Genomic DNA, 25,958 nt, shown 5'->3' on the forward strand with positions numbered 1-25,958 from the left:
TGCGGGAGCTACAGCTGCGATTCGATCGGCAGCCAGCTCATCACGCGGGTGATCGCGCGCAGCCACCAGCCGGCGTCGGGCTCGTGCCCGAGCACCTGCGGCGGCTGCGTGGTGCGGTCCAGCCACTGCGTCGAGCCGTCCGCGCCGCGGCGGAGCTGGTAGCTCAGCGCCGGCGCGGCCAGCCGCAGGTATTCCCGGCGCAGGTCGCGGGCCAGGCCCGGATCGTCGAACAGCACGCCCATCTCGGTATTGAGGTTGGCCGAACGCGGGTCGAGGTTGAACGAACCGACGAAGCCGCGCGTACCGTCGATCACGAACGCCTTGGTGTGCAGGCTGGCGCCGCTGCTGCCGAACAGGCCATGGGTGGCGACCGGGCCGTTGCGGCGGAGCTCGTACAGGCTCACGCCGCCGGCCAGCAGGCGGGGACGGTAGCGCTCGTAGCCGCTGTGCACGGCCGGCACGTCGTTCGTGGCCAGCGAGTTGGTGATCACGCCGACGCGGGTGCCGCTGCGTACCAGTCCAAGCAGGGTCGCGGTGCCTTGCCTGCCGGGAACGAAGTAGGGCGAGATCAGCAGCACCTCGCTGTGCACGCCGTCGAGGTGGGCGGCCAGCCGGGGCTGCAGCCAGTCGCCGCGGTCGGCGGACTTCGTCTTCAGTGGCGGGTCGGACGCCACCACGATGTTCGCGCTCCAGTGCGGCGACAGTTCGTGATTGCTCAGCCGCTGCGCGGAGGGCGAGGCGGCGACCCGCTCCAGGTAGACCTGCGCCGTGGCGTCGGCGGACTCGTGGGCGAGCGCGGCCACCAGCTTGTGCAGGTTTTCCGGCGTCTGCGGGTTCAGCGCCTCGATCGGCACCGCCGCGCTGGAGTTCCAGAAATCGTCGAAGATCGCGCTGGCGTCGGCCACCGCCGGGCCGAGCAGGAGCATGTCGAGGTCGCGGAAATTCACGCTGCTGCCGGCGTCGAAGTATTCGTCGCCGATGTTGCGGCCGCCGACCAGCGCGACCCGGCCGTCGACGATCCACGCCTTGTTGTGCATGCGGTGGTTGACGCTGAAGAAACGCTGCACCATCTCCAGCAGGCGCCACACGCCGCTGCGGTTGCGAAACGGGTTGTACAGGCGCACCTCGATGTTGGGATGCGCGTCCAGCGCCAGCAGCGCCGGGTCGAGTCCCTTGGTGTTGATGTCGTCGAGCAGCAGGCGCACGCGCACGCCGCGTTCGGCCGCGGCGTACACCTCACGTGCCAGCAGGTGGCCGACCAGGTCGTCGTGCCACATGTAGTACTGCAGGTCCAGGCTGCGCCCGGCCAGGCGTGCCGAAGCGGCGCGCGCGGCGAACGCGTCCAGGCCGTCGGGCAGCAGGGTCGCTGCGGTTTCGCCGGGGTGCGTGGCCAGGTAAGGCGCCAGTTCGCGGTCGATCGCCGTCTGTGCCGGCAGCAGCGGCAACGCCGTGCTGGGTGCACCGGTGGCGCGCGGAGTCAGGTGGTCGGCCAGCAGCAGCCCGCTGAGCATGAGCAGCAACAGCGCCAGCACGCCCCCGCCCAGCCAGATCATCACCCTGCGCATCCGGCACCTCCTGCGTCCGATTATTCGGTCACCGCCCCGCCTATGCAAAGGCCTGCCGCGGATGGCGGCAGGCCTTTGGGGAGCATGGCATGCCGAAGGTCGGCATATCGTGTCGAAGCAGCTTACTGACCGCGCATGCGGCCCTGGAAGCGGGTGCCGCCGTTGCCCATGTGCGACAGCTTCAGCTTGCCGATCGCGTTGATGCGCTCCTCGGCCAGGCGATCCGCGGCCCGGTAGGTCGGGATGTTCTCGGTCTTCGAGATCTCGAAGATGCGCCCGAGGTTGTAGTAGATCGTGCGCATCATGCGCATCGCGCGCTCACGGTTGTAGCCGTCGATCTCCAGCGACACGTTCATCACGCCGCCGGCGTTGACCGCGTAGTCCGGCGCATACAGCACGCCGCGACGGTTCAGCTCGTCGCCGATCTCGTCGGTGGCCAGCTGGTTATTGGCCGGGCCGCAGATGATCTTCGCCTTGATGCGGTCGATGGTCTGCTCGTTCAGCGTGCCGCCCAGGGCGCACGGCGAGTACACGTCGGCGTCGACGTCGTAGATCTCGTCCAGGCCCACCGCCTCGCAGCCCAGCTCGTCCACGCAGCGCTGCACCGCTTCCTTGTTGATGTCGGTGACGAACACCTTGGCGCCCTGTTCGCGCAGCAGCTTGATGAACTCGCCGCCGACGTGGCCGCAGCCCTGCACGGCGTAGCTGTACTTGCCCACGTCTTCGTTGCCGTGCTTGAACTGCAGCGCGGCCATCAGGCCCTGCAGCGAACCGTAGGCGGTGAACGGCGAGGGGTCGCCCGAACCGCCGTGCACCTGGTGCACGCCGGTGACGTATTCGGTTTCGCGGAACACGTATTCCATGTCGTTGACGTCGATGCCGACGTCCTCGGCGGTGATGTAGCGGCCGTTCAACGAGTTGACGAAGCGGCCGAACGCGCGGAACAGCGCCTCGGACTTGTCCTTGCTCGGGTCGCCGATGATCACCGCCTTGCCGCCGCCCAGGTTCAGGCCGGCCACGGCGTTCTTGAAGGTCATGCCGCGCGACAGGCGCAGCACGTCGTTCACCGCTTCCTGCTCGGTCTTGTACGGCCACATGCGCAGACCGCCGAGCGCGGGGCCCAGCACCGTGTTGTGGATCGCGATGATGGCCTTCAGGCCGGCGTCCTTGTTGTGGCAGAAGACGACTTCTTCGTGACCCGTGTTGGCGATGGTTTCAAAGATCATTGGAACGGTGACTCCATGATTTACGGTGCCGATGGGCATCTACAGATGGGCGGCGGGGAGCGACATGGGAACCCTGCCAGGGGGTGTGAAAACGCTTGAAACTCATCGCCCCGACCGGAGCCGGGGCGATGAATCAAAGCGACAAGTTTAATACGTCGCCCCTGCAGGTGGTGACGCGACGCAACAAGCCAGGGGCGTATGGCGTGTTCAGCGACCCCAGTAACCCGGCTGGAAGCGCCACTGGCGACCATGCTGCACCCAGCGTGCCGGGCGGTAGTGGCGGCCCGGATGCACCCGCACCCAGGTGCCGCCGACCCACACGTGGCGATGAGCGTAACCATCCCAGCGCCAGTAGCCAGGCGCCCAGACGTAACCGCGCCGCGCCGGCGGCAGCCGCTCGAAACGGGGTGGCGGGGCCACGCCGATGTTGATGCCGACCGCCACCTGGGTGCGCGCGGCGGCGGGCGGCGCATACATGGCGCCGGCGAACGTCAGGCCGAGTCCGGCCAGCAGGGCCAGCTTGAGAGGTGTGCGGGTCATCGTGTTCTCCGTCTGCGCCGCGAACTGCGGCAGGCAGGACGGAAAACGAGGAGCGGCGCGCGCAGTTGACGGCGTGCCGCCTCTCGTTCAGCCAGCGATTACGTCGGGCCTACATCCGGCAGTTCGGCGCGTGGCCGCTGGCGCGCGCCTGCTGGTACACCGGCAGCAATTGCTGCGCCTGCTTGTTCAGCGCCTGCGCACGGTTGCCGGACGACGGGTGGGTGGACAGGAAGGCCGGCGGCTTGCTGCCGCCCTGCGCGCCCATCTTGTCCCACAACGTCACCGCCGCGCGCGGATCGAAACCGGCCTGGGCCATGTAGCGCTGGCCCAGCGTGTCGGCCTCGCTCTCCTGGGTGCGCGAGAACGGCAGCAGGATGCCCACCTGCGCGCCCACGCCGAGCAGCGCGGCGGCATTGCCGGCATCGCTGCCGCGCGTGCCGGCGTAGATCGTGCCGGCGGCCACCGCCGCCTGGGCCGCCATGTTGTCGGACACGCGCTCCGCACCGTGGCGCGACACCACGTGCGACAGCTCATGGCCCAGCACCACCGCCAACTGATCCTGGTTGCTGGCCAGCTTGAACATGCCCCGGTTCACGCCGATCCGGCCGCCGGGCAGGGCAAACGCGTTGGCCGTGTCGTCGCCGATGATCTGCACCTCCCACTGCTGGGTGTTCCACGGCGGCGGCAGCACCGCAATCAATGCGTTGGACACGCAGGTGGCGTAGGCGCGCTCGCGCGGCGCGTCCACGAACTTGCCCTGCTTGCGCATGTCGTTGAACGCGCTCAGGCCCATCTGGCTCATCTGGCTGTCCGACACCATCATCAGCTGCGAGCGGCCGGTCGGCGAGGTGACGCAGGCGGCCAGCAGGGCGGTGGCGAGCGGAATGCTCAGGTTGCGGATTTTCATGCGGGACCCTCCCTTGGCTTGCAGGGGCAAAGCATACCTGCCAGGTCTGCCGAGGCCGCGTGACTGCCGCTTGATATAGAACGAACGATCGTGCTATTTTCGCTACCATGACGATCGCAACCCACCCCGGCAAGCGCGCGGCCACCCGCGACACCATCCTCGACCACGCCTACGCGCTGGCCCGCCGCGACGGGCTGGAAGGCCTGTCGATCGGCAACTTGGCCAGCGACGTGGGCATGTCCAAGAGTGGCGTGTTCGCCCACTTCGGCTCGCGCGAAGACCTGCAACTGGCCGTGCTCGACACCGGCCGGCAGCGTTTCGTGACCCAGGTGCTGCTGCCGGCGCTGAAGCAGCCGCGCGGCCTGCCGCGGCTGCGCGCGATCGTGGCGAACTGGTTCGAGTGGAGCCGCGAGCACCAGAGCGGCTGCGTGCTGCTGTCCGCCGTGAGCGAGTACGACGGCCGCGAAGGCGCGCTGCACGACGGCGTGGTGCGGCAGCAGGCCGGCTGGCGCGACGAGTTGCAGAAGGCGATCGCGCAGGCGGTCGAACTGGGCCACCTGCGCCGCGACACCGACGTCGCTTTGCTGGCCTTCGAGATCTACGCCCTGATGCTCGGCCTGCACCACGACGCCGGGCTGTTCGGATTCGATGAAGCCGGCCGCTGCACCAAGGCGGCCTTCGAGCGCCTGTGGCGCAGCTGGCAAACCTGAGGCGAAACCCATGCCCACCGTCATCGACAGACTCAAGCTCACCACCGTGCGTACCGGCTTCGTGCTGGGCGGCCGGATCGCACCCAAGCGCACGGTGAACCGCGCCGCGCGCCTGTTCGCCACCCCGTATGCCAGCAGCCGCAGCCGCGCGCAGGCGACGCAGGGTGATGTGGACATGCAGCGCGGCGAGTTGCAGGTCAACGGCGAAACCATCGCCACCTACGTCTGGGGCGACCCGTCGACCCAGCCCTACGCGCTGCTGGCGCACGGCTGGTCCAGCTTCGGCCTGCGCTTCCTGCCGTGGGTGGCGCAGTTGCGCGCGCAGGGCCTGGCCGTGGTCACCTTCGACCAGCCCGGCCACGGCCGCAGCACCGGCAAGCTGTGCACGCTGCCGGAGTTCATTGCCACGATCCGCGCGATCGGCGCGCGCTACGGCAACGCCGCGCTCGCGGTCGGCCACTCGCTCGGTGGCGCAGCGGTCACCCTCGCGCAAGACGAAAGCTGGCATGCCGACCGGCTGATCCTGGTGGCGCCCGCCGCCGACATGAAGGCGGCGGCGCGGCGCTTCTTCCGCTTCGTGCACCTGGCCGGCTATCTGCGCGAGCCGTTCTACGCATGGCTGCACCGGCGTACCGGCGTGCACATCGACGAACTGCGGGTGGAACGCAAGCTGCCCATGCTGGGCCAGCCTGCGCTGATCGTGCATGACCTCGACGACGCCGACGTGCCGTGGGGCGAGGGCGAGCGTTACGCCCAGCATTGGCCCGGCGCGCGGCTGTACACCACCGAAGGCCTGGGCCACCGCCGCGTGCTCGACGCGCCCGAGGTGATCGAGGCGGCGCTGGCCTTCGTGCGCGGCGAAGAGGTAGGCACGCACGTGGTCGGCAGTCCCGACCTCGCGCTCTGCGTATAGGTTTCCCTTCTCCCCCGGAATTTCAGGGGGAATAACGCCGTCATCCCGGCGAAGGCCGGGATCGCACTTTCTCCCCCATGTTTCGGAAGCGATCCCGGCCTTCGCCGGGATGACGGCGTGGTAGCTCAAAACTCCGTGCCCCCTGTCGATCCACTAGAATCGACATGTTCAAGCACCGATGCCGGAGTCGCCATGAGTTCCCCCGCCAAGCACGTCCCCGCCAGCGCCACGCAGACGGAAACCACCCCACTGCGTTTCGTCACCGCGGCCAGCCTGTTCGATGGCCACGACGCGGCGATCAACATCATGCGGCGCATTATCCAGTCTCAGGGCGCGGAGGTGATCCACCTGGGCCACAACCGCTCGGTCGAGGACGTGGTGCGCGCCGCGCTGCAGGAAGACGCCGACGCCATCGCGCTGTCGTCCTACCAGGGCGGTCACGTCGAGTACTTCAAGTACATGGTCGACATGCTGCGCGAGCGCGGCGCCGGCCACGTGCGCGTGTTCGGCGGCGGCGGCGGCACCATCACGCCGGAAGAGATCCGCGAGCTGCAGGCCTACGGCGTCGAGCGCATCTACCACCCGAACGACGGCATGAAGCTCGGCCTGGTCGAAATGATCGAGGATGTGATGCAGCGCGCCGGCAGTGCTGCCGCGAAGCGCGCCGAGTCCGAAACCCGTGCGCTGCCCAAGGTCGACATCGACGACGAGATCTCGATCGGTCACATGCTCTCGGCGATCGAGGAAGGCAGGCTCGGCGACAGCGAACTCGAACACCAGCGCAAGCAGTGGAAGCTGGCCGGCAAGCACACCCCCGTGCTCGGCCTCACCGGCACCGGCGGCGCCGGCAAGTCGTCGGTGGTGGACGAACTGCTGCTGCGCTTCCTGCACGCGTTCCCCGACATGCGCATCGCCGTGCTGGCGGTCGATCCCACCCGTCGCCGTTCCGGCGGCGCGCTGCTGGGCGATCGCATCCGCATGAACTCGCTGCGCAGCCATCGCGTCTACATGCGCTCGATGGCCACCCGCCGCCAGCACGCCGCCACCAGCATCGTGCTGCACGACTGCATCGACTTCCTGAAGAGCCAGCCATACGACCTGGTGATCGTCGAGACCGCCGGCATCGGCCAGAGCGATTCGGAGATCGTCGATCTGGTCGACTTCCCGGTCTACGTGATGACTAGCGACTACGGCGCCGCCAGCCAGCTGGAGAAGATCGACATGATCGACTTCGCCGACCTGGTGGTGCTCAACAAGTTCGACAAGCGCGGCGCCGAAGACGCGCTGCGCGACGTGCGCAAGCAGTGGAAGCGCAACCACACCGCGTTCAGCGTGAAGGACGAGGACGTGCCGGTCTACCCGACCATCGCCAGCCAGTTCAACGATCCGGGCGTGACCTGGATGTTCACCAACCTGTGCCGCCTGATGCGCGAGAAGCTCGCGCTGCCGGCGGAGCAATGGTCGCCCCAGCTCGACACCACGCTGAAGGAACCGCGCGCCACCGTGCTGATCCCCGGCGCCCGCGTGCGCTACCTCGCCGAAATCGCCGAGCAGGGCCGCGCCATCAACAGCGCCATCGCGCACCAGGCTGAGTTCGCCAGCAAGGCGCAGCATTACTACGAGGCGCTGAAGGAGCTGGGCGATCCGAAACTGCCGCGCCCGCTCGACCTCTACAGCAGCGCCGACTTGCATCCCTCTCCCTCCGGGAGAGGGACCGAGGGTGAGGGTGCGGGCGGAGCGGGCAGCTCCATCTCAACCCCGAACCCTCACCCCCAGCCCCTCTCCCAAAGGGAGAGGGGAGTAGAAGACCGCTCCCTCATCCTCCTGCGCCAGCGCTACAACGCCGCGCTAAAGGAACTCAGCCACGAAGCCATTCACCAGCTGCGCGAATGGCCGGCCCTGTACGAATCCGTCACCGCCGACGTCAACGAATACAAGGTGCGCGACAAGGTCATCCGCGTCGACAACTACCGCGAATCGCTGAGCCACCAGAAAGTGCCCAAGGTGGCGCCGCCGAAGTCGAAGGACTGGGGCGAGCTGGTGAGCTTCCTCGGCCGCGAAAACCTGCCCGGCCACTATCCGTACACCGGCGGCGTCTACCCGTACCGCCGCAGCGGCGAAGATCCCACCCGCATGTTCGCCGGCGAAGGCACGCCCGAGCGCACCAACCGCCGTTTCCATTACCTCAGCCAGGGCGGCGCCGCCACGCGCCTGTCCACCGCGTTCGACTCGGTCACCCTGTACGGCGAAGACCCCGCGCCGCGCCCGGACATCTACGGCAAGATCGGCAACTCCGGCGTCAACATCGCCACGCTCGACGACATGAAGAAGCTGTACTCCGGCTTCGACCTCAGCGCGCCCAGCACCTCCGTCTCCATGACCATCAACGGCCCCGCGCCGATGATCCTGGCGATGTTCATGAACACCGCCATCGACCAGAACGTCGAGAAGTACCTCAAGGAAGACGAACAGCGCTGGGCCACCGCGCAGCAGACCATCGGCAAGCTGTACAAGAACGTGTCGCGCCCGCAGTACCACGGCGACCTGCCCAAGGGTAACGACGGCTTAGGGCTGGGCCTGCTCGGCGTCTGCGGCGACGAACTGGTCGACGCGGAGACCTACGCCCGCATCAAGGCCGACACGCTCACCAAGGTGCGCGGCACCGTGCAGGCCGACATCCTGAAGGAAGACCAGGCGCAGAACACCTGCATCTTCTCCACCGAATTCGCGCTGCGCATGATGGGCGACATCCAGCAGTACTTCGTCGACCACAAGGTGCGCAACTTCTACTCGGTGTCGATCAGCGGTTACCACATCGCCGAAGCCGGCGCGAACCCGATCAGCCAGCTCGCCTTCACCCTCAGCAACGGCTTCACCATCGTCGAGTACTATCTCGCCCGCGGCATGAAGGTGGACGACTTCGCGCCCAACCTGAGCTTCTTCTTCTCCAACGGCATGGACCCGGAATACACCGTCATCGGCCGCGTCGCCCGCCGCATCTGGGCTCGCGCCATGCGCGAGCGCTACGGCGCCAGCAGCCGCAGCCAGATGATGAAGTACCACATCCAGACTTCAGGCCGCTCGCTGCACGCGCAGGAAATCCAGTTCAACGACATCCGCACCACGCTGCAGGCGATGTACGCGCTGTTCGACAATTGCAACTCGCTGCACACCAACGCCTACGACGAAGCCATCACCACGCCCACCGAGGAAAGCGTGCGCCGCGCGGTGGCGATCCAGATGATCATCAACAAGGAGCTGGGCCTCAACTTCAACGAGAACCCGTGGCAGGGCAGCTACGTCGTCGACACCCTCACCGACTTGGTCGAGGAAGCGGTGTACAAGGAGTTCGAGGCGATCAGCGAGCGCGGCGGCGTGCTCGGCGCGATGGACACCATGTACCAGCGCGGCAAGATCCAGGAAGAGTCGATGTACTACGAGCACAAGAAGCATGATGGGTCGTTGCCGTTGATTGGGGTTAATACCTTCCTGCCGAAGGATCATGGGGGGGAGATTGCGACCGAGATCGAGTTGATCCGCTCGACGGAGGAGGAGAAGGGTGCGCAGATTGCCAACGTGAAGCGGTATGGGGAGGCGCGGAATGCGTTGGCTTCAGACAGTTTGAAAGTGCTGCAAACCACCGCGCGCGATCGGCGCAACGTGTTCGAGCAGCTGATCGAGGCGGTGAAGTACAACTCGCTGGGGCAGATCAGTCATGCGTTGTATGACGTGGGTGGAGAGTATCGGCGGAATATGTAGCCCAGCCCTCTTCCACGACTGCGAACGAAAAGGGCGCCTTCATGCGCCCTTTTTCACAATAGTCTGGACGAGTGTTTAGCAGTTAAAAGCGCCTCGCGCGCGGGGCTGAAGCAGGCCTTCGGTTATCACCCCGTTGCACGGTGGGGTTAGGAGAGCGATAGTCATCCTAAGGGATTGGGGGACACAATGATTCGGTCAATACGCTTGGCGGACGTTGCCACCTATGCTGCTGTCGGCGCCCAAATGGGGCCGTTGTCGACATGCAATTTTGTCTACGGTCCGAATGGGGCCGGTAAAACCACACTTTCACGCTACCTGTTCGCAACGGGGGCTCCAGCCTTCAACAGTTGCTCTGTCACGTGGGAGAACAACCGGGCGCTCCGGACGGTGGTCTACAACCGAGACTTCGTCGACCAAGTCTTCAACGAGAAAGGTAGGGTCAAAGGTGTCTTCACCCTTGGCAAGGAGGGAGTCGACCTCAAAGACCGCATGGATGCGCTGTCAGAGAAGCTGAAAGAAGAGGTGGCCAAGCATCGGCGCCTAACGGTCACGCTCGAAGGCGAGGACGGCAAGGGAGGCAAAAGGGCGGAACTGGAAGCGGCTTCGAAGGAGCTGAAGGATGCGTGCCTGAAACAGACGCGAAAGCACGAGAAGGAATTCGAGCAGGCACTTGCGGGTGTCCGGGGCAACAGCGCTGTCTTCATGACGAAGTTCCTGGCTGAGCGGAGCAACAACAAGGGAACACTCTACGACTTCGGGATACTCAGGGAGCGAGCCCGGTCTGTTTTTGCCAGCAACCCCACCCGGATAGAGCCGTTGTCAGCGCCGGACGGGTCAAGGCTCAAGACGCTGAAGAGGACGACATCTTCGCTAAGCCCATCGTCGGCAAGGGAGACGTCAACATTGCCGCCCTCATTGCCAGGCTCCAGAGCTCTGATTGGGTAGCGGAAGGTGCGGTATTCCTCCGGGAGAGCCGCCCTCAATGTCCGTTCTGCCAGCAAAAGGTGCCGGACTCGCTGGAACGGGAACTGACCGACTTCTTTGATGAGTCCTTCACCGCCGCCAAGGCGCACCTCGGCAGGGTGGTCAACGACTACGGTGAAGAGGCAGTCGTTGTCCGGATCGCTCTTAATGCACTCATGACCGCGCCTGTGCCGTACCACGACCCTGTCGAGCTTGAACAGCTGCTCGACGTGTTTGATGCACGCCTCTCCGCAGCCCAGCTCCAGATGACAAGGAAGGTGGAAGGACCCAGCGCCATTTTTGAGATAGAAGGGGTGTCGTCCTCACTTGAAGACATCCGGAAATTTGTCACTACCGCCAACGAACGAATTGCCGAGCACAATCGCCGGGTGGCAAACGCGGGCGCCGAGAAGACCAGGCTTACTGCGGACTTCTGGCGATACCTGATTGACGTCGAGTTCAAGGACGCAGCTGCCACCTACGACAGGATCAACGGTACTGTCGGCAAGGCAGTCCAGGCGCTCGGAGCTCAGATACTGCAGTCCATGGCGGATCACGCAAGGCTCAAGCAGGAGCTGGAAGAGTTGGAACAAAAAACGACGGGCACCCAGCCGACGGTGGACAAAATCAACCACACGTTGCGGTGGTTCAACTTCACCAACTTCCATCTTGCTCCGGCTGATGAAGCGCACACCTATCAGCTCATTCGTCAGAACGGTGCGCCGGCTCATGTCAGTCTGAGTGAGGGTGAGCGAACGTTCGTGACGTTCCTCTATTTCTACCACCTCGCACAGGCCGGCGACTCGTCCACAGGCGTTGAGGACGACCGGGTCGTGGTGCTCGACGACCCCATCTCCAGCCTCGATAGCGACATCCTGTTCATCGTCTCAACCCTCGTACGAGAAATCGCCGACATGGCCCGGGACGGCACCGGACCCATCAAGCAGGTGCTGGTCCTTACCCACAATGTGTACTTCCACAAGGAAATAACCTTTGCCAGAAACGGTGGAGCACTGCCGAAGACTGCCTACTGGACGTGCAGAAAGAAGAGCGGCTGGACGGAGATGGTTGGACCGATGGACACCAACCCGGTCAAGAGCTCATACCAGCTCCTTTGGCACGACGTTCGAAAACCAGAGGGGCATTCGGAAACGTTGCCGAACACCATGCGACGCATCTTCGATAGCTACTTCAAGCTGCTCGGCGGGGTGGATGTGCACAAAAAATCCGCGGAGTTCGAAGGTGACGACTGCCTTGCCTGCAATGCACTGCTGTCTTGGGCGAACGACGCGTCACACGCAGTCCACGACGATGTCTATATGGCTCCAGGCGATATCCCCACCGAGGTGTACCTAGATGTGTTTCGCCGTGTCTTCGAAAAGCTTGGGCACGAAGGCCATTACCGCATGATGATGGGGGATGACTTCGAGGAAGTTGTTCCCGAAACAGAAGCGGCTTAGCCGGATGGCAAACAAACAAGGGGGTCAGATTCATTTAATCCCAGTTTTTGGCGGATTGGGTGGTCTTCCGCGGGGTCTAACGCTGACTGAGAAAGCAAAAGGAGTCAGAGACATTATTGTTGGAGCCTGAGTGTCTCCATCCCGTTTTCGATGTTCGCTCATCAATACAAAGAAGTGAGGCTATCTTGTGAACCGATACAAGGAGCAGTTGAAGCGTCACCTCGGGTTTATTTCTCGCTCCTGCCAGCTCTACGACGACGGAATCGACGAAGAAGCGATTCGAATTGGAACTTCGCTGCGAGTGCTTTTGCACGATCGCGGACGGAACGTTTCTTTGCTGACTCACTTGCATGCCAAGGAGTCACTTAAATTGCTGACTACGGTAAGGCCTCATCCGCCGACGCCCGGCGGATCGTATGACGCACTTACCGTCCTTGCTCCAACGAAATTCAGGATGACTAGCCCTGCACTTGGGGGAGGTGATTTTAGGGACTTTATCCCGGTCAAAAACTGGTGGGAGCAGGTTGTCTTTGCAAGGGATGGCTCACTAATGGCGCGAGGCGATGTCATACTGACAAGCACCGATAGAGATGGGGGCGCTCATATTGATTCTGATGTTGGCCCTCTGGGGCGCGTTCTGATGGAAGGAGTGTTTTGGACGGATGGTCTCATGGGTGGTAGGTCGGTTGATCTCGGCAATAGCCATTTTTTGGCTTTGCGACAGTTTGGCTTCGAGATGCTCGGGTCCAATGAGCTGTTGACTCTTGCGCAGTAGCAGGAGCAAAAGGGGGCACCATTTCGCCGCCGGGGTCAACAAAAAGGTCAGGTTCACTTACACCCGTTTGAACTCACGTAACCGGGACGGAGGAAGTTAAATGGGGGTCGCTCTTAACTTCCTCCGTCCCGTTTTTCCGCGTTTTTCCGGCTGCTTTTGGAACAAGGGGATGGAGATGCCACAGGGGCTTTGGATTGCGGTCGCGTCAGGCGTGCTCGGTGCTGGTCTGACCCAATGTTTGGTCTGGATTCGTGAGGCGCTCACTTCGCGCCGTTCGCGGCACTACTCAGCGCTCCGCCTCGCGCTTATGTGCGAACACTACGCGCTAGATTGCGCGTCTGATGTCGAGCTGCGAACGGACCATCATGAAGAAGGCAATTCCATTCTTCCTGCGGGCATGAAACTTCCGCCTCTCCCTGACTTTCCAAAGGATATCGAGTTTCGATCACTTCCAGCTGCGCTTGTTGAACCGGTGTTCTCCCTCGCCGCAGAGGTGCGCTTTTCGGAAAGCTCTTTGTCCTATATTTCGCAACATTTAGATGGCGAGGAATTGGTTGACGAGTATCTCGCAGTCGTTGCAAAGCGCGGAATTCAGGCGTGGGAACTCGGGAAAACTATTCGAAAAGGGGCAGGGCTTTCAGAGGCCGTCTTGAATCTAGGAGATTGGGACTTCATCGCAGTCATGAAACAGTACTCTCCTGACTAGCAAAGAAGAAAAAGCGAAACCAGGACGGATGCTGAGGTTTCCCCACGTTTTCATGTCGCTGAAAAACGGGGTCAGGTTCACGTTCGCGCGCAATTACGTGGGCTTGTTCAATGGTCGGCACGGGCGTACAGGAACACTGTGGGAAGGTCGCTTCAAAGCTTGCCTGGTGGATTCGGGGCGCTACTTCTTGACCTGTAGTCGTTACATCGAACTCAATCCGGTTCGCGCCTGGATGGTGGCGCGGCCAGACGAGCACGCCCGGTCGAGCTACGGTGCCAACGCGGAGGGACGCCCAGATCCGCTGCTTGCTCCGCATCCCGAGTATCTGGGGCTTGGCACAGACCCGGCAAGTCGCGCTTCGGCATACCGGGCTTTGTTTGCCGAGGCGTTGCCCGACGATCTTGTCGAAGAGATCCGTATCCACTTGCAGCAGCAGAAGGTGCTTGGGACGGATCGGTTTCGGTCGTGGGTTGAAGAGAGAACCGGTCGATTTGTTACCGTGCGGCCGGCAGGTCGTCCGCCGGCAGGTCCAAATTGTCCCTGACACCTTTTTGTCAGCAGCAGATGAATATGATTTCCCATGAAGACATAGGCATGGACGGCAATGCCATGTTCGGCCGTCGCATCACATAGCAGGTCGTAGAAGTGGCGGCGATCGACATCGTCAACGAAGATCGCACAGCGGTTCACACCCCGCTGCGTGACATGGAGCGGGCATCCGGGAAGTTCTGGACGTGGGCGGCGCGGCATACAACGAGCCTAAAGCTGGCTGGTTGGTGGCGCAGTCAGGGAAGGGGGGATGGCGGTCGGCGATGGGTGACTGCGCTTCTTAATGCCCTCGCCGGAACTGACTCTGACCTGCTTTGATCAAGCGGTTATGGAAGGGGCGCTTCAGCGAGCCATGCCTTCCTGGACCGACAGGTTTCCATGGCGCGCTTGTAGGCTTCGCGTGCGCTGGTGCGGGCCATATAGGAGTGTTCTGCTTCGCCGAGAGTGACGCCTCCAGCTCTTTGGGCGAGCTGCAGCGCGTAGGTCACCGAAATGTCGGCGGCCGTGAAGGTCTCGCCGGCAAGATAGGGCGTGCGTGCAAGCTGCCGCGTCACCAAGGTCAGCCGGCTTTCGAAAACACTTAGCGCCTGGCCGGCACTCCAGTTCTGCCGCTCGGACTCTGGCGCAAAATGGCGGGCGCCAACGACGAAGTAGATGGAGGCTGCGAGGCCGGCTTCGCCGAGGTGGAGAAACTGTTGGTAGGCGGGGAAGGCCGGATCGTGCGGGTCGGGCGCGAGCGGCGTCGGCCCGTAGCGGGCCATCAGGTACTCCATGATCGCAATGGACTCGACCATCGTGACGTCGTCGTCCTGAACCGCTGGAATGAAACCGGCAGGGTTGATGGCCAGGAACTCCGCGTCCTTCTCGACGCCGGCCAGAAGATCCACCGGCCTCAGCCGGTACGCAAGCCCCATCTCTTCCAGCAACCAGACGACCCGGAAGCCTCTCCCTTCACCAAAGACGGTGATCATCTCGCAGCCCTTTCTAGATTCGGCCGGCCCCCTATCGGAAAGACGAATGGGAACATCGAAACTCGACATCGCCGGCGGAATCCATGCAAAAGCAGCGCAAAACAGGGGTCGGGTCGCTGGCTGACCGGAAAACAGGGGGCAGAGTGCACTTCCCGTGGTTGTTTTCCGGCTCGAAGTTTTGCCTGACGTGTGCGTTCAATCTTGCAACCAGCTCATGGCCTGGTCGCGCTCGCCGTAATCGAATTTGCGGACCTTGGCCAGCATCAACGGATCGAGTACATGGTCGGCGAATGTACCCATGGGGCTGTCGGTGACCAGCGCGATCTTGCCGATTTTGTCGTGCACAGTGTTGACGAACTTCAGGTGTGCGAACAGGGCGCCCACACTCTGCCAGCCGGGAAATTTCCGGCTGTGGATCAAGACGCCACGAAGCCGGGCGTGATCCTTGAGATAGTCACCGATCACTTTGCCGACGGCTTCGAAGTCGTCTTCGCTCAGCGCCTGGTCCGCGGCAGGCTCCAGCACCAGGACGCCGACCCCGGCATCCAGTGCGATGCCGATGCGCTCGCGCTCGCGCTCGCAGACCCATGCTTCGGCAGCCGCGTAGTTGTTGCTGTCGAAGTGCCGCAGTTCACCTGGAGAAAACAGCCCGAACAGCTTGATGGCGTTCTCGAGCCACTTGATGTCGCTGACGATCGCCATGCGCGCCCAGTGGCCAATCTTGCCCAGCCCCAGCCGCAGATCCTGCCACACCGCGCCGGCCTCCATGCCCTTCCATTCGCCCTCGATGCAGCACAGCAAGTCGAGCTTGTGCTGCCTTTCCAGCTTATCGTTGACCAGCGGGATGAGCTGCCTCTCGTAGTCCTCCGCGCGCAGCTTGTCGTTGATCCGGATGCCGACCACGTGGTCCGGAAGCCCCTCGATCATGCTCAACATGCTGATACACCCTCGTTGTGGCGCTGGATGGCTCGAACTGCTGGACGGTCAGTGTACTGCGTGAAATCGGAGATATCGGGAAAAAGGGGACGGAGGAAGTAAATCGAAGCTGGGCCCCGAAGTGAGCTTTCTCGAGAAAGGCGACTCGGACCTTTGTCGTGCTGATATATCAACCCGTCATACTTGCTTCAACCCAGGAGCAAATATGGAAACGATCCACGTGGTGCAGCCCTTTGACCGGGTGAGGAATGGCTTGAAACCAGGCCAGGTCCTGCAGTTCAAGACGGCTGACGAGGCAGCGCGCCGGGCAGGGCTGCTGGCCGGCAAGCACGCCGGCGTCGTCGCCTACAGCATGGACGTGGACGAAGAGAGCGGAGACTACGGCACGCCGCGAGTGCTGTTCGAGTCGGGGGACGTACCCGAGCTTTGATCGGCCGAAGAACCGGGTCGGGTTCACGTGATTCCGTGCTGACACAACGCGGTCGGAGGAACTCAAGGGCGGCTATCATGGCGTCATGTCCAAGCTGCTCATGAACCTGCGTAACGTGCCTGATGATGAGGCCGACGATGTGCGCGCGATGCTCGACGCGCAGCGGATCGCGTTCTACGAAACCAGGCCCAGTATCTGGGGTATTTCGGCAGGGGGAATCTGGGTCATGGAAGACGCGGCCTACGCGGATGCCAGGCGCGCGATGGACGAATACCAGCAGCAGCGCGCGGCCCGGGCCCGCGCCGAATACGCCGCTGCCAAGCTGGCAGGTACCGCAGAGACGTTCTTCACGTTGCTTCGTGCAGACCCGGCGCGCGTCGTGATGAGCTTGTTGGGCATACTCTTCGCGCTGGGCCTGGTGACGATTCCGTTCTTCCTGTTGCGTGGGTAGGTCCGCCAAAAAACAGGCGCAGAGTCGACTTTAAAAAAGTGCACCCCCTGTTTTAGTCGCTCGGCCGCCCGCCCGTTTCGTACTGTTCGGGAACAGGTTCATTTTCCTCAAGCGAAAAAGCGCGAGGGACTGTGTGACGGGAGACATGGTGGTTCTTACCATTCATCGCTGAGCGGAAGGGGCGATCATGTAGCGCCACAAGCTTTGGGAGCAAAAATCATGAAACTTTCGGTGATTCCATTTTGCATTCTGCTTGTACCGATTTGTTCGAGCGCGCAACAGAACAATCCAGCAGTGGCAGGTAGCCAAGACAACGCCAAAGCGGCAACCTCATCGATGCTTGCGGGCACGCATGCCCCTGCAGAAATGAACAAGCTCTATCCGCGAATAGGAGAATGGCAAGCAACCATTCGAACCGTGCCCGGCCCCGGCTCGTCCGAAGAGAAAATCGATCGGGGTGTCATGGTAATTAGGAAGGGACCCGGTGGGTTTTCGATCGTCCAGGATTTCCAGTCGCACGGCTCTAGCGGTCATCTAATCGGCCAAAGCTACACGTGGTGGGACAGCCGCGCGAAGGCATACAAGAGCGTCTGGTGTGACAACATGCAGGGCTGTACGGAGTTCACCACAGCCATCCAAGGCAATTCGTGGACCGTCGAACTGGATGACACGACCAATGGCACGAGGGTCCATACGACTATTCATGCGACCTTGAGCCCGGATCACAACTGCATCCACGAAGAATTCAAGAATTCCTACGACGGGCGACCTCCCCAGTTAGTAACTGTTGGCGAGTATCGGCGAGTGACGCCCGGCACGGTTCAGGAAAAGCAACCAACTTGCATCTAACCGTCTAACGGGTCAGACCCTTTCCGAAGGGCTCAGTCGCCAATGCGCCGCCAAACCGAAATCGGCACGTTGCCGTCCGGACGCGGCGGTACCCGGTAGCTGAGCGTGTCGCCGCGCAGCTCGAAGGCGCGGCGTTGCTCCTGCCCTTCCCAGTTGGGGAAGGAGGCGCCTTCGATATGGAACACCAACTGGTGCTTGCCCGATTCGACCGCAAGCGTGCCGTAGTGGGTGCTCGCGCCCATCACGGCCGCCCGGTATTCCTGCGCGGTGGCCTTGGCCTTGTCCGGGTTGGCAAAGCGCGGGCGGTCGGCGCGGTAGAGCTGCAGCGAGTAGTGCCCTTTGCGGTCGATCAGCAGCAGGCCCTTCGGCGCATCGCCGTAGTCGTGCGAGCGCGAGCCATCCGGATGCAGCACGCCGGCCGCCACCAGCGTCCAGGTTCCGGCGAGCGAAACATCGCCGCGGGTGTCGGCCGCTGTGGCGCCCGAGGACAGGGCCAGGCCGGGCAGCAGACAGGCCGTGGCGGCAAGGCGGGAGAACAGGCGGGGCAGGTTCATGAGGTTTCCTCCTTCGAATCGGGTGGCGCACTCGTGGGTGAGGCCTCGCCGATCGTAGGGCTTGCCGACATGCGGAAAAACTGAATAATTTGACGGTAACATTTTCGAATTGCTTACCGATGCCGCTCCCCAATCTCGACATGGACGCGTTGCGCAGCCTGGTGGCGATCCTGCACCTGGGCGGACTGGCCCGTGCCGCGGAAAGGATCGGGCGCTCGCCCTCGGCGATCAGTCAGCAGATGCGCAAGCTGGAGTTGCAGTTGGGCCAGCCGCTGTTCCGCAAGCAGGGACGCCGCGTGGTGTTGACCGAGGCGGGCGACCGGGTACACGCCTACGCGCGCCGCATTTTGGAACTCAACGATGAAGTGGTCCACGCGGTGCGCGGTGCGGCGATCGACGGCGTGGTGCGCTTCGGCCTGCCGGGCGATTTCGCCGAGTCCTGGTTGCCGGCGGCGTTGGGGCAGTTCAGGAAGGCCTATCCGGCGGTTCGGGTGGATGTGCTGGTCGAACCCAACCGGTTGCTGCTCGAACGGCTCGACCGCGGCGAGCTCGATCTGGTGCTTGCCATGAACCAAGGGGCGCGCGCGGACGCCGAGCGCCTGGCCACGCTGCCGATGACCTGGATCGGACCGGCAGGCATGGGCGAGGTCGGGCGATCCGATGGCGTGCTGGATCTGGCGCTCTACCAGCCACCGTGCTTCTTCCGCCAGGCGGGTACGGCGGCACTGGATCGGGCCGGCATCGCCTGGCGGCCGGCGTTCGTCACCGCCAGCCTGCACAGCCTGTGGGCCGGCGTGGCCGCGGGGCTGGGCATCACCGTGCGCACGGCCGCCGACCTCCCGCCGTCGCTGATGCGCCTGGATGAACGTCACGGCCTGCCGGCGCTGCCGGGCGTGGACCTGTGCCTGCATACCGCCCCTGGCCCACGGTCGGCGGCGCTGACACACCTGCGGCAAGCGGTGATGGAGCAGGCACAGACGCATCTGGGCCAAACGGATTGAAACGACCGGGCTGTGGGGCGGGGAAGCAGTTCAAACGGTTCCCGACACCTTTTTCCCCACGGGCCGCGGTGAACGACGGCGCGCGACGACAAGTGCCGTCAGCAACGCGATGACCGTAGCGAGCGCGGCCAGTTCGAGCGGCGCGTCAAAGCCGTCGTGGTGTGTCGCCAGCGTGGCGGCCACCATCGGCCCGGCGATCTGGCCGATGCCGAATGCGACGGTCAGCGCGCCGATCAGGCGCGTCGGATGGCATCCAGCCAGCCGGTTGGCTTCGCGCATCGTGAACATCACTGAAGGCATGGACATGGCGCCCAGCAGCACGGTGCCGAGGAGCAGGCTGTCCAGCCGCGGCCGGTACAGGCACAGCACGATGCCCAGCAGTTGCGACAGGAGGCAAAGCGCCAGTCCCGTGTAGTTGCTGCGCGGCGCCGGCAACGCGCCCAGCAGCCAGGTGGTCAGCATCGCCGCCACACCGTACAGCGGCCAGAACCATTCGCGCAGCGCCGGCATGTGCAACTGTGCGTCGGCAATCAGCGGCAGGAAGGTCGCCGGAATGATGTAGCTGAAACCCAGCAGCGCATAGATCAGGACCAGTGGCCACGGCGTGCCGTGCTGCGCCGAAGCGGCCGCGGCCGCCGCGGTCGCGGCGCTTTCCGGCGCGGCGAGCGGGCGCCACAGCGGTACCGCGACGAGTGCGGTGAGCACGCCGAAGACCAGCCACCAGCGTGGCGCATCCACGGTCGGCCCGTGAACGGCGGCCACCAGCGCCCCGGTGATGGCGACGCCGATACCCGGGCCGCTGAACAGCAGTGATTCCAGTCCGCTTCGTCGTTGCGCGCGCAGGCGGGCCATGCACCATGCAACGCCGTGCACCATCAGCAACGCCGCGGCCACGCCCGCCGCAAAACGACACAGCATCCACAGCGGCAGCGAGACGGTCAGGCCCATGCCCAGCGTGGCCAGCGCCAGCAACGCGATGCCGCCGCGCAGCGCGGGGCGTTGGGGCAGCGAAAGCGCGATGCAGGCGAGGGCGCCGAGCATGTAGCCGATGTTGTTGATTGAGGCAAGCCACCCACCATCGACCAGGCTCAGGCCGTCGGCCTGCATCAGTGGTAGCAGCGGCGTGAACGCGAAGCGGCCGACGCCAAGCGCCAGGGCGAGTATCGCCATGCCGGCAAGCGCTGAACGCAAGGGGGAAAACATGCCAACTCCGATCGCCTAGGTGCGATGGCATGCTAGGCTTGCCCATACATCGAGTAAAACGAATAATTCCGAATACTTTCATCGACGAAATCGAACATGGACCTTCGCGAACTGGAAGCCTTCCTGGCCGTGGTGGAAACCGGTGGCGTCGGCCGCGCCGCGGCACGCCTCCATCGCGCGCAGTCCAGCATCACCAGCCGCATCCACCAGCTGGAATCCTCGCTGGGCATGACGCTGTTTCACCGCGAGAGCCAGCGGTTGCGCCTCACCGTGGCCGGCGAGACGCTGGTCGACCACGCGCGCCGCCTGCTCGAACTGGCCGACCAGACCCGTACGGCGGTGCGCAGCGACGAGGTCGGCGGCAAGATCCGGCTGGGGGCGATGGAAAGCATCGCGGCCAGCCGGTTGCCGCATCCCCTTGCCCAATTCCACCGCCGCTATCCGCAGGTCTGGGTCAACCTCTCGACCATGTCCTCGCACGGGCTGGTGGCGGACGTGCAGTCGGGTGGCCTCGACGCGGCGATCGTCGGCGAGGCGGTGGATGCCACACGCTTTCGCAGCGTGCCGCTGTACGAGGAGGAACTGGTGCTGGTGGGCGCGCGCGACAGCGTGATGCTGCGGGAGCCCCGGCGCCTTGCCGGTGGCGCCGTGCTGGTCTATCACAAGCCCGGTTGCGCCTACCGCAGGCGATTCGAGCAATGGCTGGAATCCCAGCACATCGTGCCGGCGCACGTGCTGGAATTCGCCTCTTATCACGGGATGTTCGCCGCGGCGGCAGGCGGGGTGGGCCTCGGCATGTTGCCGCGTTCGGTGCTGGAAGTGTTTCCGCAGAGGGACGTCCTGTCGACGCGCGACATCGCGCCACGCCTGGCGCGCCTCAAGACCTTTCTGATCACCTCGCGCGACCGGCACCTGCCGTCGCTGGCGAGACTGGAGGAGTGCCTGCGCGAGGACGCAGCGAAGCAGCGTGCCGGGAGCGGATGCGGCCGCGTGAAGGCGGAAAAGCAGAAGGCCGTGTCGGCTGTTCGATGAGTCCCGGAGACGTGGTCACCTTCCGGCCGCGACCGTCCGCTTGAGCCCGGGTGTCCGCCTCAGGTCACCTCGCCCGGCCGCTGCGGCGCATCGGGATGCATGTCCATCGCGCCCGGCGTGGTGTTCACCAGCGGCACGAAGTTGTCGTCCGGCGTCACTTCGCGCTTGCGGCGCGTGAAGCGGTACAGCGCATAGCCGGCCAGCAGGCCGTCGAGGATCGCGAACCAGGCGAACAGGAAGGCCGGTCGCGTCAGGGTCATGAGCGCGCCGGCCAGCAACGGGCCCACCGCCGAGCCGATGCCGTTGACCAGCAGCACCGTACTCGATCCGGACAGCAGTTCGTCCCGGCGCAGGTAGTCGACCAGGTGCGCCACCGCGATCGGGTACACGGCGAAGCTCATGCCGCCGAAGGCGAACACCAGCAGCATGGCGGCGAGGTGGCCGGCGGTCGGCAGCGCCAGGTTGGCCAACGCCGCCAGTGCCGCGGCGGCGCCGATCAGGGCAAGGGCGAGGCGCCGGTCGATGCGGTCGGACAGGCGCCCCAGCGGCAGTTGCAGCACCACGCCACCCGCGATGGCCACGCTCATGTAGGTGCCGACCTCGGCGATGCCGAGGCCGCGGGCGGCCGCGTACAGCGGCAACAGGCCCCAGAACGCGCCGAGCACCATGCCCGATATCAGCGCGCTGACCAGCGCGGTCGGCACCAGCCGGAACATGCGCCCCACCTGCACCCGCGATGCCGCGTGGATGGACGGCTGCGGTTGCGGGGTCATCACCACCGGCAGGTTCGCCGCGCAGACCAGGATCGCCACCACGCAGAACAACACGAAGCCCTCGCCGCCGAGGTGCAGGAACTGCTGCGCCACTGCGCTGGCGCCGAGGTTCAGCATCATGTAGACCGCGAACACCGAACTGCGATGTTTCGGATCGGCGGCAGTGTTCAGCCAGCTTTCGATGATCGCGTAGAGGCCCACCAGCAGCAGCCCCTGCAGCACGCGCAACACCAGCCATGCCGCGTAGATCGAGGTCAGCGCCTGCACCAGCACCACCACCGCCAGCACCGAAGTGCAGAACGCGAAGGTGCGGATGTGGCCGAAGCGGTGCGTGAGCCTCGGCACCGTGTAGGTGCCGATCAGGAAGCCGGTGTAATAGGCCGAGGTCAGGATCCCGATCATCGCGACGGAAAAGCCCAGCGCCTCGCCCTGCAACGCGATATGCGTATGCAGCAGGCTCACTCCCATCAACAGGAACACGGTGCTCGACAACAGCGGTGCGGTGGTGCGGATGCTGCTCAACATGCGAAAGACCCGGGGCGGCGGAGCAGGTGCGGCTTCGGCAGGGTAACCGGGTAGGAAAGCGTTTGTCGCCGCCTTCGCGAGGACGGCCTTCGGGCTTATCTGCCGTGCGGACGGAACAGCAGGTCGAACAGGGGCGCCCAGGTCTTGCCGCCGTCGCGGGAGGCCATTGCGGTTTCGCGCACGCTGTCGCCCTGCGCCGACCAGCGCGCTCCGGAACCGATCGGAGCGCGCCGCACCTCGTCAGTACCGCGCTGCCGTCAGCGGCGCGTCGGCCCACTGCCATGCGGCCGCCTGCCGCTTCGAGGTTTCGCGCGCGGCGTCGGCCTGCCCGAGTTTCTGTTGCGCCTGCGCCAGGCCGAACAGCGACCAGCCGTTGAGCGGGTAGGTTTTCAGGTCCTGGTCGAACGCTTCCGCCGCGCCCTTGGCGTCGCCCGCTTCAAGCAGCGCGGCACCCAGGTAGGGGCGCACCGGCAGCGGCCAGTCGGCCGGTTCGTTGTAGGCCAGGGCGTCCTCGGCGGCTACCGCGTCGCGCAACGCGGCGATGGCCTGCGCGCGCTTGCCCCGGGCCCGCAGAAGTTCCCCGCGCAGCAGGGCATCGGCCACCCGCAACACGCCGTCGGCGTGGTTGATGTCGAAGAAGCTCACTTTCGCCATGGCCGGATCACCGGCGACCGCATGCAGGGCGGCGGCCTCGCGCGCGGCCTCGGCCAGTGCGCCCTTGCGTGCGTGCGCCATGCCGCGGGCGAAGTGCCGGATCGCGGCCGGGTAGGGCAGCTCCGGGGATGCCGCGGTATCGGCGAGGATCGCGTCCCAGTCGCCGAAGCGGACCTGGGTGAGCAGCGGTGCGACCACGAACTGCTGCATGAACTCCATCGGCGCCTCGCCCATCACGGCACGGTCGGCGCGCCGGGCGGTCTGCCCGGCCGCCTGCAGCGCCAGCGTGCGCGAGCCGGTCAGGCCCGTCGTCATCGTGGCGAAATGCCAGTTGTGCGGCACGTAGCCCAGCGGGTAGACCCCGTTGCTGCCGCGGCACATCGCCAGGAAATCCTTGTCCGCGGTGGTGGCGGCGAGGTTGATCAGGGTCGCGTCGTGGTAGCGGCCGACGCGGATGTAGATGTGCGCGGGCATGTGCACCAGGTGGCCCGAACCGGGCGCCAGCGCGGCCAGGGCATCGGCCCAGGGTTCGGCGCGCTGCGGCTCGGGCGAGGACTCGGTGGCGTGGATGTAGTAGTGCATCGCGCCGATGTGGCGCGGGTTGCGCGCGAGCACGCGTTCCAGTTCGCCGAGCAGGCGCGGGGTGAATGCGGCCGGGGCGCCGTCCTTTTCCCAGTACGCCCATGGCGAGAGATCCATCAGCGCTTCCGCGTACAGGGTCGCCGCGTCGTCGTCCTCGGGGAACTGCGCGACCACGCGCGCCATCGCTTCGGCGTAGGCGCGGTCCAGTGGCGCGCGGTCCTCCGGTGCCGGGTCGGCGTAGCGTGCCTGCAGCGCCTGGATCAGCGCGCGGTCGACCGGCCGTGCCGTGGCGGCCAGGCTCGCTGCGCGCGCGGCGAGGGCGGTGGCGTCCTTCGCCCGCGCCGGGTCCATCGGCAGGTTGATGTTCGGCCCCAGCACCAGCGCCTGACCCCAGACGCACATTGCGCATTGCGGATCCAGTCGCGCCGCTTCGGCAAAGGAGCGCCCGGCCGCCTCGTGGTTGAAGCCGTAGGCCATGCGCAGGCCCTGGTCGAAATAGCGCTGCGCCGCGGGCACCCGGGTGGCCACGTCGTGGTGCAGGTCGCCGAAGGTATCGAACAGCGGCGGGGCGGCGGCTTCGGTGGCGGGTGCGTCGCTGGCGGTCTTCTGCGCCGGGTTGCAAGCCGCCAGCGCGACTGCCAGCAGCGGCAGGAACAAGGATCGACGGATCATCGAGGTTCTCCCAGGATCGGTTCGGGAACAGGAGAAAGCGGCGGACAGAATAACTGGAGTTGGCGGCAATGCGTGCTCGAATTCGGCTTTCCACGCGCGGATTGGCCGTCCGTCCATACCGTCCACGGACACATTGTCCCCGGCAGGTTTTGGCCGTCCAGCCGGCTGTTGCGGCCGCGTGCCGGAAAGCTCACCATGAGCGATGCGCACGAGTACTTCGTCGCGTTCGCCCGCATCAAACGGGCGATGGGGGCAGTGAGGGGACGAACCAGTTTTTGGCCGGCACGAACGCCGCCGTGTGCCCGGATTTCCGGGTCAGGCACGGCTCCGCGTGCCATTCGACTCGGCGGGTTCCGGCACCGTGATGGATGAGGTCGCCGGGCCTGGTCGAGCCATCCGTTGCGGCAAACAGCAGCCGGGGGCGTCATGACCACCAATCACGCGCAAGCGCTCGATCTACCCGCCAGCCCGCATGTCATGGCGGCTGTCGACCGCTGGATCTGGGTCTTCATGGCGGCCTTCTTCATCGCCATCACGCTGACCGGATTCGTGCCGGACTCGCTGCAAAAACTCGCCATGGTGCGCGCCGGGGCGCGGCCGCCGTTCCCGCCGATCCTGCACGTGCATGCGGTGTTGATGGGCAGCTTCCTGCTGTTGCTGCTGGCCCAGTCCTGGCTGATGGCAACCGGCCGTCGCGATCGGCACCAGCTGCTGGGCCGCGTGGCTTTCGTGCTCGTGCCGGCCATGATCGTGGTGGGTTTCATCCTCGTCCCGGCGATTTACCATCAGGTCTGGAACGGGGCGCAGACGGCGCCGCCGCCGGTGCGGGAGCAACTGCGGCAAACGCTCCTGTTCCTCGACAACATCGCGTTGCTGCAGCTGCAGGCCGGCATTCTCTTCACCGTTTTCATCTGGCTGGCCTTGCGCGCGCGACGTATCGACCCGGGCTTTCACAAGCGGATGATGTTCCTGGCGACGGCATGGCCGTTGCAGGCGGCGATCGACCGGATCACCTGGTTGCCCTCCATCTATCCCGGCCCCGTCTCGACCGACATCTACACCTTGCTCGCGGTGTCGCCGATGTTCCTGTGGGACGCGAGCCGGCATCAGTCGGTACCCCGCGTCTACCTGGTCTGGCTGGGCGTGTCCCTGCCTGTTGCCATCACCATCCAGCTGTTATGGGATGCGCCGGCCTGGCACGCATTCGCGCCGCGATTCCTGGCGCCGTGACCACGGGGCGGCCGGCCGGACC

General features: G+C 64.8%; 24 protein-coding genes and 1 pseudogene. 14 read left to right on the plus strand and 11 right to left on the minus strand.

Features of this window, described 5'->3' with window-relative positions:
- Positions 1 to 8: 8 nt before the first annotated feature.
- The 4 genes from ABIE04_RS11780 to ABIE04_RS11795 form a co-directional block, all read right to left on the minus strand.
- Positions 9 to 1,565, minus strand: coding sequence for a phospholipase D family protein (locus ABIE04_RS11780; protein WP_354550266.1), 1,557 nt, complete (start codon positions 1,563 to 1,565; stop codon positions 9 to 11).
- Between the two features lie 122 nt (positions 1,566 to 1,687).
- Positions 1,688 to 2,791 (minus strand): Glu/Leu/Phe/Val dehydrogenase dimerization domain-containing protein, encoded by a 1,104-nt coding sequence (locus ABIE04_RS11785; protein WP_354550268.1) that lies wholly within the window; start codon positions 2,789 to 2,791, stop codon positions 1,688 to 1,690.
- A gap of 207 nt (positions 2,792 to 2,998) precedes the next feature.
- Entirely contained in the window at positions 2,999 to 3,331 is a 333-nt protein-coding gene (locus ABIE04_RS11790) for a hypothetical protein (protein ID WP_354550270.1), read from the minus strand.
- A 109-nt stretch (positions 3,332 to 3,440) separates the two neighbouring features.
- Positions 3,441 to 4,238: a M48 family metallopeptidase gene (locus tag ABIE04_RS11795; RefSeq protein ID WP_354550272.1), complete on the minus strand. Its 798-nt coding sequence runs from the start codon at positions 4,236 to 4,238 to the stop codon at positions 3,441 to 3,443.
- A gap of 107 nt (positions 4,239 to 4,345) precedes the next feature.
- Between ABIE04_RS11795 and ABIE04_RS11800 the strand changes: the two genes are divergently transcribed.
- The 8 genes and pseudogenes from ABIE04_RS11800 to ABIE04_RS11830 all read left to right on the plus strand — a co-directional run bounded on the left by ABIE04_RS11800 (position 4,346) and on the right by ABIE04_RS11830 (position 14,068).
- Positions 4,346 to 4,948, plus strand: a complete 603-nt coding sequence (locus ABIE04_RS11800) for a TetR/AcrR family transcriptional regulator (RefSeq protein WP_354550274.1) — start codon at positions 4,346 to 4,348, stop codon at positions 4,946 to 4,948.
- Between the two features lie 10 nt (positions 4,949 to 4,958).
- Positions 4,959 to 5,861, plus strand: coding sequence for an alpha/beta hydrolase (locus tag ABIE04_RS11805; RefSeq protein WP_354550276.1), 903 nt, complete (start codon positions 4,959 to 4,961; stop codon positions 5,859 to 5,861).
- Between the two features lie 192 nt (positions 5,862 to 6,053).
- Entirely contained in the window at positions 6,054 to 9,620 is a 3,567-nt protein-coding gene (locus ABIE04_RS11810; RefSeq protein ID WP_354550278.1) for a methylmalonyl-CoA mutase family protein, read from the plus strand.
- A gap of 186 nt (positions 9,621 to 9,806) precedes the next feature.
- Complete coding sequence (locus tag ABIE04_RS17750; protein ID WP_436410383.1) at positions 9,807 to 10,565, plus strand: AAA family ATPase; 759 nt, start codon at positions 9,807 to 9,809, stop codon at positions 10,563 to 10,565.
- A pseudogene (locus ABIE04_RS11815) lies at positions 10,472 to 12,043 on the plus strand (AAA family ATPase); the annotation flags it as partial. The gene ABIE04_RS17750 and the pseudogene ABIE04_RS11815, both read left to right, overlap by 94 nt.
- A gap of 187 nt (positions 12,044 to 12,230) precedes the next feature.
- Positions 12,231 to 12,818, plus strand: coding sequence for a hypothetical protein (locus tag ABIE04_RS11820; protein WP_354550280.1), 588 nt, complete (start codon positions 12,231 to 12,233; stop codon positions 12,816 to 12,818).
- Between the two features lie 100 nt (positions 12,819 to 12,918).
- Positions 12,919 to 13,524 (plus strand): hypothetical protein, encoded by a 606-nt coding sequence (locus tag ABIE04_RS11825; RefSeq protein ID WP_354550282.1) that lies wholly within the window; start codon positions 12,919 to 12,921, stop codon positions 13,522 to 13,524.
- 28 nt (positions 13,525 to 13,552) lie between these two features.
- On the plus strand, positions 13,553 to 14,068 hold the full coding sequence (locus ABIE04_RS11830) for a hypothetical protein (RefSeq protein ID WP_354551490.1): 516 nt from the start codon (positions 13,553 to 13,555) through the stop codon (positions 14,066 to 14,068).
- A 331-nt stretch (positions 14,069 to 14,399) separates the two neighbouring features.
- On the opposite strand, the gene ABIE04_RS11840 is transcribed toward ABIE04_RS11830, so the two are convergent.
- Positions 14,400 to 15,044, minus strand: a complete 645-nt coding sequence (locus ABIE04_RS11840) for a glutathione S-transferase family protein (RefSeq protein WP_354550284.1) — start codon at positions 15,042 to 15,044, stop codon at positions 14,400 to 14,402.
- A 195-nt stretch (positions 15,045 to 15,239) separates the two neighbouring features.
- Positions 15,240 to 15,971: an STAS/SEC14 domain-containing protein gene (locus ABIE04_RS11845; RefSeq protein WP_354550286.1), complete on the minus strand. Its 732-nt coding sequence runs from the start codon at positions 15,969 to 15,971 to the stop codon at positions 15,240 to 15,242.
- Between the two features lie 214 nt (positions 15,972 to 16,185).
- Here ABIE04_RS11845 and ABIE04_RS11850 point away from each other — a divergent pair, with 214 nt between their 5' ends.
- From ABIE04_RS11850 to ABIE04_RS11860, 3 genes are all read left to right on the plus strand, one after another.
- Complete coding sequence (locus tag ABIE04_RS11850; RefSeq protein ID WP_354550288.1) at positions 16,186 to 16,410, plus strand: hypothetical protein; 225 nt, start codon at positions 16,186 to 16,188, stop codon at positions 16,408 to 16,410.
- An 85-nt stretch (positions 16,411 to 16,495) separates the two neighbouring features.
- Entirely contained in the window at positions 16,496 to 16,861 is a 366-nt protein-coding gene (locus tag ABIE04_RS11855) for a DUF6164 family protein (RefSeq protein ID WP_354550290.1), read from the plus strand.
- Positions 16,862 to 17,080: 219 nt separating this feature from the next.
- On the plus strand, positions 17,081 to 17,710 hold the full coding sequence (locus ABIE04_RS11860) for a hypothetical protein (RefSeq protein ID WP_354550292.1): 630 nt from the start codon (positions 17,081 to 17,083) through the stop codon (positions 17,708 to 17,710).
- A gap of 32 nt (positions 17,711 to 17,742) precedes the next feature.
- Here the strand turns inward: ABIE04_RS11860 and ABIE04_RS11865 are convergent, their stop codons facing one another.
- Positions 17,743 to 18,264 carry a lipocalin-like domain-containing protein gene (locus ABIE04_RS11865; protein ID WP_354550294.1) on the minus strand — a complete coding sequence of 174 codons (522 nt, stop codon included), beginning with the start codon at positions 18,262 to 18,264 and terminating at the stop codon, positions 17,743 to 17,745.
- 119 nt (positions 18,265 to 18,383) lie between these two features.
- Between ABIE04_RS11865 and ABIE04_RS11870 the strand changes: the two genes are divergently transcribed.
- On the plus strand, positions 18,384 to 19,265 hold the full coding sequence (locus ABIE04_RS11870) for a LysR substrate-binding domain-containing protein (RefSeq protein WP_354550296.1): 882 nt from the start codon (positions 18,384 to 18,386) through the stop codon (positions 19,263 to 19,265).
- Between the two features lie 30 nt (positions 19,266 to 19,295).
- On the opposite strand, the gene ABIE04_RS11875 is transcribed toward ABIE04_RS11870, so the two are convergent.
- Positions 19,296 to 20,468 (minus strand): YbfB/YjiJ family MFS transporter, encoded by a 1,173-nt coding sequence (locus ABIE04_RS11875; protein WP_354550298.1) that lies wholly within the window; start codon positions 20,466 to 20,468, stop codon positions 19,296 to 19,298.
- 96 nt (positions 20,469 to 20,564) lie between these two features.
- Here ABIE04_RS11875 and ABIE04_RS11880 point away from each other — a divergent pair, with 96 nt between their 5' ends.
- A complete protein-coding gene (locus ABIE04_RS11880) occupies positions 20,565 to 21,500 on the plus strand; it encodes a LysR family transcriptional regulator (RefSeq protein ID WP_354550300.1) in 936 nt (311 codons plus the stop codon).
- Between the two features lie 59 nt (positions 21,501 to 21,559).
- Here ABIE04_RS11880 and ABIE04_RS11885 read toward each other — a convergent pair whose 3' ends face one another.
- The 3 genes from ABIE04_RS11885 to ABIE04_RS11895 all read right to left on the minus strand — a co-directional run bounded on the left by ABIE04_RS11885 (position 21,560) and on the right by ABIE04_RS11895 (position 24,706).
- Entirely contained in the window at positions 21,560 to 22,798 is a 1,239-nt protein-coding gene (locus tag ABIE04_RS11885; protein ID WP_354550302.1) for an MFS transporter, read from the minus strand.
- 95 nt (positions 22,799 to 22,893) lie between these two features.
- On the minus strand, positions 22,894 to 23,034 hold the full coding sequence (locus tag ABIE04_RS11890) for a hypothetical protein (RefSeq protein ID WP_354550304.1): 141 nt from the start codon (positions 23,032 to 23,034) through the stop codon (positions 22,894 to 22,896).
- 4 nt (positions 23,035 to 23,038) lie between these two features.
- Positions 23,039 to 24,706: a tetratricopeptide repeat protein gene (locus ABIE04_RS11895; protein WP_354550306.1), complete on the minus strand. Its 1,668-nt coding sequence runs from the start codon at positions 24,704 to 24,706 to the stop codon at positions 23,039 to 23,041.
- 426 nt (positions 24,707 to 25,132) lie between these two features.
- Between ABIE04_RS11895 and ABIE04_RS11900 the strand changes: the two genes are divergently transcribed.
- Entirely contained in the window at positions 25,133 to 25,936 is an 804-nt protein-coding gene (locus tag ABIE04_RS11900; RefSeq protein WP_354550307.1) for a hypothetical protein, read from the plus strand.
- Positions 25,937 to 25,958: the final 22 nt, after the last annotated feature.

The sequence above is a fragment of the Rhodanobacter soli genome (assembly GCF_040548735.1).
Lineage (GTDB): Bacteria > Pseudomonadota > Gammaproteobacteria > Xanthomonadales > Rhodanobacteraceae > Rhodanobacter > Rhodanobacter soli_A.

Excerpts from the sequence above, each read along its gene's own strand:
- ABIE04_RS11780 (WP_354550266.1), bottom strand. The coding sequence starts at position 1,565 with ATGCGCAGGGTGATGATCTGGCTGGGCGGGGGCGTGCTGGCGCTGTTG.
- ABIE04_RS11785 (WP_354550268.1), bottom strand. The coding sequence starts at position 2,791 with ATGATCTTTGAAACCATCGCCAACACGGGTCACGAAGAAGTCGTCTTC.
- ABIE04_RS11790 (WP_354550270.1), bottom strand. The coding sequence starts at position 3,331 with ATGACCCGCACACCTCTCAAGCTGGCCCTGCTGGCCGGACTCGGCCTG.
- ABIE04_RS11795 (WP_354550272.1), bottom strand. The coding sequence starts at position 4,238 with ATGAAAATCCGCAACCTGAGCATTCCGCTCGCCACCGCCCTGCTGGCC.
- ABIE04_RS11800 (WP_354550274.1), top strand. The coding sequence starts at position 4,346 with ATGACGATCGCAACCCACCCCGGCAAGCGCGCGGCCACCCGCGACACC.
- ABIE04_RS11805 (WP_354550276.1), top strand. The coding sequence starts at position 4,959 with ATGCCCACCGTCATCGACAGACTCAAGCTCACCACCGTGCGTACCGGC.
- ABIE04_RS11810 (WP_354550278.1), top strand. The coding sequence starts at position 6,054 with ATGAGTTCCCCCGCCAAGCACGTCCCCGCCAGCGCCACGCAGACGGAA.
- ABIE04_RS17750 (WP_436410383.1), top strand. The coding sequence starts at position 9,807 with ATGATTCGGTCAATACGCTTGGCGGACGTTGCCACCTATGCTGCTGTC.
- ABIE04_RS11825 (WP_354550282.1), top strand. The coding sequence starts at position 12,919 with ATGGGGGTCGCTCTTAACTTCCTCCGTCCCGTTTTTCCGCGTTTTTCC.
- ABIE04_RS11830 (WP_354551490.1), top strand. The coding sequence starts at position 13,553 with ATGCTGAGGTTTCCCCACGTTTTCATGTCGCTGAAAAACGGGGTCAGG.
- ABIE04_RS11840 (WP_354550284.1), bottom strand. The coding sequence starts at position 15,044 with ATGATCACCGTCTTTGGTGAAGGGAGAGGCTTCCGGGTCGTCTGGTTG.
- ABIE04_RS11845 (WP_354550286.1), bottom strand. The coding sequence starts at position 15,971 with ATGATCGAGGGGCTTCCGGACCACGTGGTCGGCATCCGGATCAACGAC.
- ABIE04_RS11850 (WP_354550288.1), top strand. The coding sequence starts at position 16,186 with ATGGAAACGATCCACGTGGTGCAGCCCTTTGACCGGGTGAGGAATGGC.
- ABIE04_RS11855 (WP_354550290.1), top strand. The coding sequence starts at position 16,496 with ATGTCCAAGCTGCTCATGAACCTGCGTAACGTGCCTGATGATGAGGCC.
- ABIE04_RS11860 (WP_354550292.1), top strand. The coding sequence starts at position 17,081 with ATGAAACTTTCGGTGATTCCATTTTGCATTCTGCTTGTACCGATTTGT.
- ABIE04_RS11865 (WP_354550294.1), bottom strand. The coding sequence starts at position 18,264 with ATGAACCTGCCCCGCCTGTTCTCCCGCCTTGCCGCCACGGCCTGTCTG.
- ABIE04_RS11870 (WP_354550296.1), top strand. The coding sequence starts at position 18,384 with ATGCCGCTCCCCAATCTCGACATGGACGCGTTGCGCAGCCTGGTGGCG.
- ABIE04_RS11875 (WP_354550298.1), bottom strand. The coding sequence starts at position 20,468 with ATGTTTTCCCCCTTGCGTTCAGCGCTTGCCGGCATGGCGATACTCGCC.
- ABIE04_RS11880 (WP_354550300.1), top strand. The coding sequence starts at position 20,565 with ATGGACCTTCGCGAACTGGAAGCCTTCCTGGCCGTGGTGGAAACCGGT.
- ABIE04_RS11885 (WP_354550302.1), bottom strand. The coding sequence starts at position 22,798 with ATGTTGAGCAGCATCCGCACCACCGCACCGCTGTTGTCGAGCACCGTG.
- ABIE04_RS11895 (WP_354550306.1), bottom strand. The coding sequence starts at position 24,706 with ATGATCCGTCGATCCTTGTTCCTGCCGCTGCTGGCAGTCGCGCTGGCG.
- ABIE04_RS11900 (WP_354550307.1), top strand. The coding sequence starts at position 25,133 with ATGACCACCAATCACGCGCAAGCGCTCGATCTACCCGCCAGCCCGCAT.